Origin of the sequence: Streptomyces purpurogeneiscleroticus, from assembly GCF_020024005.1 — a bacterium.
Classification (GTDB): Bacteria; Actinomycetota; Actinomycetes; order Streptomycetales; family Streptomycetaceae; genus Streptomyces; species Streptomyces purpurogeneiscleroticus.
In genome coordinates, this window is the sequence record NZ_NHSG01000455.1 from 1 (window position 1) to 11,217 (window position 11,217).

The window sequence follows — 11,217 nt, forward strand, 5'->3', positions numbered from 1 at the left end:
GCGCCGGCGGCGGTGATGATGCGGGCGGCGCGTGCCGGGAGGGGGAGGAGGCCGGGAGTGGTTGCGGGGGTGTCCGCGGCGGCCGGGCTCGTGGTGGGTGCGGTGGTCATCGCTATCACGCCCGATCCGCGACGCGTTCGCCCAGGAGGCCCTGTGGTCGCAGGAGGAGTACGAGGATGAGGAGGACGAACGCCCAGACGTCTTTCCAGGCTCCGCCGCCGAACTGGGTCATGCCGGGGATGAATTCGACGTAGGCGGTGGCGAGGGCTTCGGCGATGCCGAGGACGATGCCGCCGAGCATGGCGCCGTAGATGTTGCCGATGCCGCCGAGTACAGCGGCGGTGAAGGCTTTGAGTCCCATGATGAAGCCCATGCGGAACTGCACTTCGCCGGTGCGCAGTCCGTAGGCGACGGCGGCGACGCCGGCGAAGGCGGCGCCGATGGCGAAGGCGAGGACGATGATGCGGTTGGTGTCGATGCCCATGAGGGCGGCGGTGTCGCGGTCCTGGGCGGTGGCCTGCATGGCGCGGCCGCTGCGGGTCTTGGAGACGAAGAAGCCGAGGGCGATCATGCAGATCGGGGCGGCGACGACCACGAAGAGGTCGCCGCGCTGGACGGTGGCGCCCAGGACGTCGAAGGCGTCGCCCTTGAACTGGGGGAAGACCCGGGCCTTCTTGGCGTCGGGGTACCACTTCCAGACGGCCTGCTGGAGTGCGATGGACAGGCCGATGGCGGTGATGAGGGGGGCGAGGCGGGGTGCGCCGCGCAGCGGGCGGTAGGCGAAGCGTTCGGCGGCCACACCGACGAGTACGGAGACGGCGATGCCGCCGATGAGCATGAGGGGGAGGGCCGCCATGAGGGACATGCCGGGCGGGAGGGCGAGGTAGACGGTGAGCGCGCCGAAGCCGCCGACCATGAAGATCTCGCCGTGGGCGAAGTTGATGAGCTGGACGATGCCGTAGACCATCGTGTAGCCGATCGCGATGAGTCCGTACATCGCGCCGAGGATGAGTCCGTTGGCCAGCTGTTGCGGCAGTTCGTTCACCGCAGGGCCTCCGTGGGGTGTGGAAGGTGCCGGTGTGCCGGGCAGGCGGGGAGTGTGCCGGTGCGCCGCGGGCCGCGCCAGGTGGGGGTGGGGTGCTGGCGCGGCCGGTGTACGGGCGTTGGTTCTGGGTCAGCTCTTGTCGAACTTCTTGAACTCGGCGCTGAAGCGCGCCTTCCACTGTTTGTTGTCGACCTGGTAGGCCGTGATCATGGTGTTGGTGGTGTCGCCGTACTTGTCGAAGGCGACCTTGCCGGTGACGCCGTCGAAGGAGACCTTGTTCATGGCGTCGACGACCTTCTTGCGGGCGTCGTCGGGGAGCTTGCCGTTGTTGTCGGCGACGACCTCCTTGACGGCCTGGATGAGGGCCCAGGTGGCGTCGTAGGTGGAGCCGCCGTATGCCTCGTAGCGGTCCTTGTAGCCGGCGGCCTTGTAGTCCTCGATGAACTTCTTGGCGGAGGGCAGCTGCTCGACGGGCTTGCCGACGGAGGAGGCGTAGTCGCCCTGTGCCTTCTTGTTCAGTTCGATGTAGTCGGCGCTGTACATGCCGTCGCCGCCCATGAGGGGGGCGTCGAGGCCGCCGTCCTTGAGCTGCTGGCTGAGCGGGCCGGAGGCGGGGTATTCGCCGCCGTAGAAGACCAGGTCGGGGTTGGCGCTCTTGGCCTTGGCGACGACGGCCTTGAAGTCGCGGTCGTCGGGGCTGACGTGCTCGGTGCCGACGATCTTTCCGCCGAGCTTGGTGAACTGGTCCTTGAAGGAGGAGGCGAGGCCGACGCCGTAGGTCTTCTGGTCGTCGATGACGTAGGCGGTCTTGGCCTTCATCTTCTCGTAGGCGTACTGGCCGTCGAACGCGCCCTGGACCTCGTCGGTGGTGGCGGTGCGGAAGTAGGTGCTGAACTGCCGTTTGCGGTCGTTCTTCTTCCAGTTCTTGCCCTGGGTGAGGTCGGGCGTGGTGTTGGCGGGGGAGATGAGGACGACGCCGTTGGACTCGGCGACCTGCTGCATCGACTGGGCGACGCCGGAGTTCAGCGGGCCGACGATGCCGAGTACTTCCTTGTCGCCGGCGAGTTTGGTGGCGTTCTGCTGGCCGGCGTTGGGCAGTGCCTTGTCGTCGAGGGGGCGCAGTTCGAAGGTGACGCCGTCGACCTCGTTCTGTTTGTTGGCGTTCTTGACGGCGAGGTCGGCGGAGTTCTTGATGCCCTGGCCCAGGGCGGAGAGTTCGCCGGTGAGCGGGGCGTCGAGGCCGATGACGACGGTGGCCTTGGAGCCGTCGCCGCTCTTGTCTTCGCCGCGGGAGCCGCACGCGGAGAGCGTGAGGGCGCCGGCGGCTACCGCGGTGGTGAGAATCAGCAAGGAACGGTGACGCACGATCAGTCCTTTCCCCTGGCGTGGTCACGCTGTGGCGCGACCGTTCGCGCGCCGGGCTGTAGGGGTGGTACAGGCCGTGCTGGTACAGCGCGCCCGGCGGCGCGGTGACTGGCGGTGATGGTAGAGCGGTGCGCTTCGCCGGGGCATCGGCGCCGACGAGGATGTGACGCTCTTGTTATGACCTGCGATGAGCGTTTCGTACTGATGGTCCTTACCGCTGGGGCGTGTGCGCCAGGCGGAGCGGGAACTTGCACTTCTACGAGGGGATTTGCCGTACAACGCGCTCGGGGCGTCCGGAATGCGGTGCGGGTGGCGGTGCGGGAGCGGCACCGTTGCGGAGCGGGAGGCGTGCGCCGGAGGCACATTGCGCGTGTTACGGAGCGTTAAGGCGGCGGGGCGCGGTGCTCTTCAGTACGGCTTCGGTACGGGCTGGTCGGCGGGGCGGCGGTGTTCGGGGCGCCCCCCCGGGCGGTGCCCGGGCAGCCGGGGGAAAAGCGCGGCGGCCCCGCTCCGGGTGTCGGGGCCGCCGCAGGGTCGCCTGGGGGCTGAAGTGCCAGGTCAGTTGCTCTGGGCCGGGGGCTCCGCGTCGCGCAGCAGGCAGGTCAGGCGGGCGCTGCAGACGCGCTTGCCCTGCTCGTCGGTGATGGCGATCTCGTACGTCGCGGTGGAGCGGCCGCGGTGCACGGGGGTGGCGACGCCGGTGACCAGGCCGGTGCGTACGCCGCGGTGGTGGGTGCAGTTCAGGTCGACGCCGACGGCGAGCTTGCCGGGGCCGCCGTGGAGCATGGCGCCGACCGAGCCGAGGGTCTCGGCGAGGACGGCGGAGGCGCCGCCGTGGAGCAGGCCGTAGGGCTGGGTGTTGCCTTCGACGGGCATGGTGCCGACGACCCGCTCCGGGGCGGCCTCCACGACCTGGACGCTCATCCGCGTGCCGAGGTGACCGGCGGAGAACAGGGCGGGCAGGTCCAGGCCCTCCCCGGCCCACCGGTCGAGGACTTCCTGGGGGAACGCGGTCGTGGTCTGCTCGCCCATGGCGTACGGCTCCGTTCGCTTGCGCTGCTCGTCGTGGTCGCTGTTCGTCGGTGTCCGGATGGTGTGGCCGTACGCGTACGGGGCCGGCCCGGACCGTGGGCCGGACGGGGCGGGCGTCGTGCCGCCCTCAGGCTACTGAGCGCGCGCTCAGTTCGGGGGCGCGAGGGCTGTGCGGCTCATCACTGGCCCGGCCGGCCGCGGGCGGAGGCCCGGCGGGGCCGACCGTGTCCCGGCGGGGCCGACCGTGTCCCGGCGGGGCCGTGCAGGGCCGGCCCGGCCGGGCGTGGGGCGTGGGTCAGAGTCCGGTCGGCTCCAGCCTGACGACCACGGACTTCGAGGCCGGGGTGTTACTGGTGTCAGCGGTGTGGTCGAGAGGGATCAGGACGTTGGTCTCCGGGTAGTACGCGGCGGCGCAGCCGCGCGCCGTCGGGTAGTGGACGACCCGGAAGCCGGGGGCGCGGCGCTCGCTGCCGTCGGTCCACTCGCTGACGAGGTCGGTGTAGGCGCCGTCGGCGAGGCCGAGGGCGCGGGCGTCCTCGGGGTGGACCAGGACCACGCGGCGGCCGTTCTTGATGCCGCGGTAGCGGTCGTCCAGGCCGTAGATCGTGGTGTTGTACTGGTCGTGCGAGCGCAGCGTCTGAAGGAGCAGCCGGCCTTCGGGGACGGCGGGGAACTCCACCGGGGCCGCGGTGAAGTTGGCCTTGCCGGTGGCGGTGGGGAAGCTGCGGTCATCGCGCGGAGCGTGCGGCAGCGCGAAGCCGTCCGGGCTCGCGACGCGGGCGTTGAAGTCCTCGAAGCCGGGGACGACGCGTGCGATGCGGTCGCGGATCGTGGCGTAGTCCTTCTCGAACTCCTCCCACGGTATGCGGCTGTCCTCGCCGAGGACCCGGCGGGCGAGGCGGCAGACGATGGCCGGCTCGGACAGCAGGTTCGGGCTCGCGGGCTCCAGGCGGCCGCGGGAGGCGTGCACCATGCCCATGGAGTCCTCGACGGTGACGAACTGCTCGCCGCTGCCCTGGACGTCCTTCTCCGTGCGCCCGAGGGTGGGCAGGATCAGCGCGCGTGCGCCGGTGACGGCGTGCGAGCGGTTGAGCTTCGTGGAGACGTGGACGGTGAGGTTCGCCCGGCGCACGGCGGCTTCGGTGACCTCGGTGTCGGGGGTGGCGGAGACGAAGTTGCCGCCCATGGCGAAGAACACCTTGGCCTGCCCGTCGCGCAGCGCCCGGATGGCCCGTACGACGTCGTAACCGTGCTCGCGGGGCGGCGCGAAGCCGAACTCCTTCTCCAGGGCGTCGAGGAAGGCGGGCGCGGGGCGCTCGAAGATGCCCATCGTGCGGTCGCCCTGGACGTTGCTGTGGCCGCGTACGGGGCAGACGCCGGCGCCGGGGCGGCCGATGTTGCCGCGCAGCAGCAGGAAGTTGACGACTTCGCGGATGGTGGGGACGGAGTGCTTGTGCTGGGTGAGGCCCATGGCCCAGCAGACGATCGTGCGCTTCGAGGCGAGGACCATGCGCAGCGCTTCGTCGATCTCGGCGCGGGTCAGGCCCGTGGCCCGCAGGGTCTCGTCCCAGTCCAGACCGTCGCTCGCGGCGGCGGCGAACTCCTCGAAGCCGTGCGTGTGCTCCCGGATGAAGTCCTCGTCGAGCGCGCCGTCGGTCTGCAGGAGGAGGTGGTTGAGCGCCCGGAAGAGGGCCTGGTCGCCGCCGAGCCGGATCTGGAGGAAGAGGTCGGTGAGGGAGGTACCGCCGCCGGCCAGTCCGCGCGGGGTCTGCGGGTTCTTGAAGCGCTCCAGGCCGGCCTCGGGCAGCGGATTGACTGAGATGATCTTCGCGCCGTTGGCCTTGGCCTTCTCCAGGGCGCTGAGCTGGCGGGGGTGGTTCGTGCCCGGGTTCTGACCGGCGACGATGATTAGGTCGGCCTTGTAAAGGTCCTCCAGGGAGACGCTGCCCTTGCCGATGCCGATGGTCTCGGTGAGGGCCGAGCCGGAGGACTCGTGGCACATGTTCGAGCAGTCGGGGAGGTTGTTCGTGCCGTACTCGCGGGCGAAGAGCTGGTACAGGAACGCGGCCTCATTGCTCGTGCGCCCGGAGGTGTAGAAGACGGCCTCGTCGGGGGAGGAGAGGCTGGTCAGCTCCTCGGCGATGATGTCGAAGGCGCGCTCCCAGGGCACGGGGGCGTAATGGGTCGCGCCCTCGGCGAGGTACATGGGCTGAGTGAGGCGGCCCTGCTGGCCGAGCCAGTAGCCGCTGCGGCCCGCGAGGTCGGCGACGGAGTGGGCGGCGAAGAAGTCGGGCGTGACGCGGCGCAGGGTGGCTTCCTCGGCGACGGCCTTGGCGCCGTTCTCGCAGAACTCCGCCGCGTGCCGGTGGTCCGGATCGGGCCAGGCGCAGCCGGGGCAGTCGAAGCCTTCCTTCTGGTTCACGCGCAGCAGTGTCAGGGCCGTGCGCTTCACGCCCATCTGCTGCCGGGAGACGCGCAGCGCATGGGTGATGGCGGGCAGGCCGACGGCCGAGTGCTTCGGGCCGCTGACCTCGGGTGCGTCCTGTACCGGGTCCGACTCGGGTGCTTTGCCTGCCATGGCGGTCTCCCTGGGTGCCGATGATGCTGAGCTGCCGTGCGCGAGCAGCCGTTGTGTATATCACCATTCAGGCATCTGGATCGTGTATGGAACAAGTCTCCGTACGTTCCTTCCGCCTGTGATCGATCCTGCCACGCGCCACCGACCGTCGGCCGGTCGTCCACAGGACGTGATGGTGAGGGTGACGACGTTGTCCACAGGCACCTGCCGGGAACGGCCGGGGCGGCCGTCGCGGCAGGGATTGTCAGTGGGGCGTGGCAGGATCGGGGGCGTGGCAGCAAAGGCAGCGAAGAAGAGCGAAACGACCGGCAGCGAGACGGCGGAGGGAGGGCGTCCCCGGCTGCTCCTGATGGATGGGCACTCCATGGCGTACCGGGCGTTCTTCGCCCTGCCCGCGGAGAATTTCACCACCGCCACGGGGCAACCGACGAATGCCGTGTACGGCTTCGCCTCGATGCTGGCGAACACCCTGCGCGACGAGGCGCCCACCCACTTCGCGGTGGCCTTCGACGTCTCGCGCAAGACCTGGCGCTCGGAGGAGTTCCCCGACTATAAGGCCAATCGCTCCAAGACCCCGGACGAGTTCAAGGGGCAGGTGGAGCTGATCGGCGAGCTGCTGGACGCCATGCATGTGAAGCGGTTCGCCACGGACGGCTTCGAGGCGGACGACATCATCGCCACGCTGGCCACGCAGGCCACCGAGCAGGGCTTCCAGGTGTCCATCGTCACCGGTGACCGGGACTCCTTCCAGCTGGTCTCCGACGACGTCACGGTGCTCTATCCCACCAAGGGCGTCTCCGAGCTGACCCGCTTCACCCCGGAGAAGGTGTTCGAGAAGTACGGCCTTACGCCGGCCCAATACCCGGACTTCGCCGCCCTGCGCGGCGACCCGTCGGACAACCTCCCCGGCATCCCCGGCGTCGGCGAGAAGACCGCCGTGAAGTGGATCAACCAGTTCGGTTCGTTCCAGGAGCTGTGCGAGCGGGCCGAGGAGGTCAAGGGCAAGGCCGGACAGAACTTCCGCGACCATCTGGACGCCGTGAAGCTCAACCGCCGGCTGACCGAGATGGTCCGCGACGTCGAGCTGCCCTGCGGCCCCGCCGAGCTGGTGCGCGAGGGGTACGACCGGCAGGCCCTCACGGTGTTCCTGGAGGCGCTGGAGATCCGTAACCAGGGCCTGCGCGACCGCCTGCTGGCCGTCGACCCCGGGGCCGAGGACGCCCAGGACACTACCGAGCCCGTGCCCGGCGTGGAGATCGACGGCCTCGTCGCGGGCGCCGGCGAGCTCGCCCCCTGGCTCGCCGAGCACGGCAGCGAGCTGCTCGGCGTCGCCACGGTCGACTCCTGGAAGCTGGGCAGCGGCTCGGTCGCCGAGGTCGCCCTGGCCACCGCCGCGGGGCCCGCCGTCTGGTTCGACCCGACGCAGCTGGACGAGGCCGACGACCGGGCGTTCGCCGCCTGGATCGCGGACCCCGAGCGCCCGAAGGTCATGCACAACGCCAAGGGCCTGATGCGGATCTTCCCCGAGCACGGCTGGGAGATCGACGGCGTCACCATGGACACCGCCCTCGCCGCGTATCTGGTCAAGCCCGGACGGCGCTCCTTCGCGCTGGACGCGCTCTCCGTGGAGTACCTCGGCCGCGACCTGGCCCCCGCGGCGGCCGGCGACGGACAGCTGGCCTTCGGTGCCGACGAGCAGGCCGAGGCCGAGGCCCTGATGGCCAAGGCCCGTACGGTCCTCGACCTCGGGGCCGCCTTTGAGACGCGCCTGGAGGAGGTCGGCGCCGCCGACCTGCTGCGCGACATCGAGCTGCCTACCAGCGTGCTGCTGGCCCGTATGGAGCGCTCGGGCATCGCGGCCGACCGCGGCTGGCTGGAGCGCATCGAGCAGCAGTTCGCCGCCGCCGTCCAGCAGGCCGTCACCGAGGCGCACGCCGCCGCGGGGCACGAGTTCAACCTTGGCTCGCCCAAGCAGCTTCAGGAAGTGCTCTTCAACGAGCTGGGCCTGCCCAAGACCAAGAAGACCAAGACCGGCTTCACCACCGACGCGGACGCCCTGGCCTGGCTCGCGGCGCAGACCGACAACGAACTGCCCGTGATCATGCTGCGCCACCGTGAGCAGGCCAAGCTGCGCACGACGGTCGAGGGCCTGATCAAGACCATCGCCGCGGACGGCCGCATCCACACCACCTTCAACCAGACGGTGGCCGCGACCGGCCGGCTCTCCTCCACCGAGCCCAACCTGCAGAACATCCCCGTCCGCACGGACGAGGGCCGCGCCATCCGCCGCGGCTTCGTGGTCGGCGAGGGCTATCAGACGCTGCTGACTGCGGACTACAGCCAGATCGAGCTGCGCGTGATGGCGCACCTCTCCGAGGACGAGGGCCTCATCGAGGCATTCACCTCCGGTGAGGACCTGCACACCACGGTGGCCTCGCACGTCTTCTCGGTGCCCAAGACCGAGGTCGACCCCGAGATGCGCCGCAAGATCAAGGCGATGTCGTACGGACTGGCGTACGGCCTCTCCGCGTTCGGCCTGTCCCAGCAGCTGGGTATCTCCCCGGACGAGGCCCGCAAGCTCATGGACAACTTCTTCGAGCGCTTCGGTGGCGTGCGGGACTACCTCGAGGACGTCGTCGACCGGGCCCGCGCCACGGGCTACACCGAGACCATGCTCGGCCGCCGCCGCTACCTGCCCGACCTCAACAGCGACAACCGCCAGCGCCGCGAGATGGCCGAGCGGATGGCGCTGAACGCCCCGATCCAGGGCACCGCGGCGGACATCGTCAAGATCGCGATGCTGCGGGTCGCCGAGGCGCTGACCGCCGCCGGGCTCAGCTCCCGGATGCTGCTCCAGGTCCACGACGAAATCGTGGTCGAGGTGGCGCCCGGCGAACAGAAGCAGGTCGAGGAGCTGGTACGGCGCGAGATGGCCGGTGCCGTCGAGCTGCGCGCCCCGCTGGACGTCTCCGTCGGTTCGGGCGGGGACTGGGAGTCCGCCGCGCACTGACCCGTGAAGAGGCGGCCGGGGGCCGGTGAGGGGCGCAGCCGCCCTCACCGGCCCCCGGCCGCTGCCTCTTCCGCCGGAGCGGCAGCACCCCGCCTGCGGCGCCGCCGGTCGTTCAGGCGGACCGCCGCCGCCCACACCGGGAGCGCCACGCCCAGCCCGGCGCCCGCTCCGAAGAGCGCCGTCGGTACGTAGTCGAACCACGTCGCCGCCCCGCCGTACACGGCATGCGCGCGCAGCACCCGGTGCGCGGCCCCCAGCAGTACGCACGGCGTCAGCAGCGCGCAGCACAGCAGCCGCGCCCGGTTGCCGAGCGCGGGCAGCCCCTCGGGGACGGCGCCGGTCGGCGCCCGATGGAGCGCGGAGCATACGAACCACCCGAGGGCCACGAGCGCCACCGCCGAGGTGCCGTACTGCACGTATGCGTACACCGGCCACCCGGCGACCGGCTCCTGCAGTACGGGCAGCAGCCGGACACCCCAGCGTCCGGGGTGGGTGAACGCGTCCCACACGACGTGCGTGAACGCGCCGAGCACCGCGGAGTACCAGAAGCGCAGCGCGAACCGCCCCGGGGACAGCCCTCGCCGTCCCGAACCGCGGACCAGTGCACCCACCCTGCCCCGCCACGCTGCCGGCAGCAGCGCGAGCAGCGGATCGCGCAGCAGCAGCCAGCACCCGACCAGCAGCGCCGCGCACAGCGTGTCCACGGTGAGAACACCGGCCGGCGCGTGCGTGAATTCTCCGTGGGCCATCGCTCCCGGCACGACCGTGTCCGCGTAGTACGTCAGATCCGGCGCGAAGGACCCGGCGACGAGCGCGGACACCAGCAGCGGACCGCGCGCCGTACCGTTGCGGCGTACGGCAGGCAGCACCGCCGCGGCATGGCTGAGTGTGAACGGCATGATCCCTCTCCTGACCGGACCCGACCGTTGGGAGTGATCGAGTGATCGATTCGAGGCAGTATGCCGGAAGTGAGCAGACAGTGATGGCGCGCCGGGAACGGTAGCTGCGCGCGGGGAGTTGTCGTAGTGTCCGGTGCGTTGGAGCGCCGAGAGCGCGACACCGTGCATCCAGCGCGGTGGGTCAACGCGGAGGGGGAGTAGGACACATGGCAGCCAAGTTCGGCCGACGGCTCCGCAAAGGAGCGGCCTCCAGTGTGGTGGTGGCGCTGGCCCTCGCCGCGCTGACCGCCTCCCAGGCGCCCGACACCGCGGACGCCGCCGGGAGTTCCCGCGAAGCCCCCCGGGGCGACGCCCCCATCGACGGTGACTCCTCGTACTACACCGACCTGCCCCCGCTCGTCGGCCCGCAGCCCGGCAAGGGGCAGGGCGGGGACGGCCCCATAGCCACCGGCCCCGCGGAGGCCGGCATACCGGCGACCGTGCTCGCCGCGTACAAGGAGGCCGAGGCGTCCCTCGCCCGGTCCCACCCCGGCTGCCACCTCCCCTGGGAGTTGCTGGCGGCGATCGGCAAGGTCGAGTCCGGGCAGGCCGGCGGCGGCGCGGTGGACGAGAACGGCACGACGCTGCAGCCCATCCTCGGCCCCCAGCTCAACGGCAACGGCTTCGCCCGGATCACCGACACCGACCGCGGCCGCTTGGACAATGACACCACCCACGACCGCGCGGTCGGTCCCATGCAGTTCATCCCCTCCACCTGGGCGAGGTGGGGCACGGACGCCAACGGCGACGGCGCGAGCGACCCCAACAACATCTACGACGCGGCCCTGTCGGCCGGCCGCTACCTGTGCGCGGCCGGCCGCGACCTGTCGGTCCAGGCGGACATGAACCGCGCGATCCTCGGCTACAACCACTCCGAGGAATACCTGCGCACGGTGCTGTCCTGGTACGAGTACTACCGCAAGGGCACGCACGAAGTACCCGACGGCACCGGCATCCTGCCGACCGGACCGCGCACCGGCGGTTCCGGCCCCGGCACCGGAGGCAGCGGTTCGCACAAGGCCGGCTCCGGGGGCGCGTCGAAGGACGGCAAGGACCAGGCCGGCTCCGGGAAGGACACCGAGGGCGGCAAGGACGCCGACGGCACCTCGGGGAAGGACGGCGGCGGGTCCGAGCCCGGCGGCACCGACAGCGGGACGAAGCCCGAGCCGAGCCCCGCGCCCGGCGACGGTCCGGGTTCCGGAGACGGCTCGGACTCCGAGGACGGCTCGTCGCCCGGTACGACCCCGGG

Annotated in this window: 7 protein-coding genes; 2 read left to right on the forward strand and 5 right to left on the reverse strand. The window is 70.9% G+C overall.

What is annotated here, in order from left to right:
- Positions 1–115: 115 nt before the first annotated feature.
- The 4 genes from CCS38_RS33425 to CCS38_RS33440 form a co-directional block, all read right to left on the reverse strand.
- Positions 116–1,045, reverse strand: a complete 930-nt coding sequence (locus CCS38_RS33425; RefSeq protein WP_223737170.1) for a branched-chain amino acid ABC transporter permease — start codon at positions 1,043–1,045, stop codon at positions 116–118.
- Positions 1,046–1,174: 129 nt separating this feature from the next.
- Entirely contained in the window at positions 1,175–2,395 is a 1,221-nt protein-coding gene (locus CCS38_RS33430; RefSeq protein WP_223737183.1) for a branched-chain amino acid ABC transporter substrate-binding protein, read from the reverse strand.
- 573 nt (positions 2,396–2,968) lie between these two features.
- Positions 2,969–3,442 (reverse strand): PaaI family thioesterase, encoded by a 474-nt coding sequence (locus CCS38_RS33435; RefSeq protein WP_223737172.1) that lies wholly within the window; start codon positions 3,440–3,442, stop codon positions 2,969–2,971.
- 295 nt (positions 3,443–3,737) lie between these two features.
- Complete coding sequence (locus CCS38_RS33440) at positions 3,738–6,020, reverse strand: FdhF/YdeP family oxidoreductase (protein WP_223737174.1); 2,283 nt, start codon at positions 6,018–6,020, stop codon at positions 3,738–3,740.
- A gap of 349 nt (positions 6,021–6,369) precedes the next feature.
- On the opposite strand from CCS38_RS33440, the gene polA reads away from it, so the two are divergent.
- A complete protein-coding gene (gene polA / locus CCS38_RS33445) occupies positions 6,370–9,030 on the forward strand; it encodes a DNA polymerase I (protein WP_263302858.1) in 2,661 nt (886 codons plus the stop codon).
- A gap of 44 nt (positions 9,031–9,074) precedes the next feature.
- Here the strand turns inward: polA and CCS38_RS33450 are convergent, their stop codons facing one another.
- On the reverse strand, positions 9,075–9,929 hold the full coding sequence (locus CCS38_RS33450; RefSeq protein WP_223737178.1) for a DUF4184 family protein: 855 nt from the start codon (positions 9,927–9,929) through the stop codon (positions 9,075–9,077).
- Positions 9,930–10,135: 206 nt separating this feature from the next.
- Here CCS38_RS33450 and CCS38_RS33455 point away from each other — a divergent pair.
- A partial coding sequence (locus tag CCS38_RS33455; protein WP_223737181.1) for a lytic transglycosylase domain-containing protein occupies positions 10,136–11,217 on the forward strand: 1,082 nt, incomplete at its 3' end.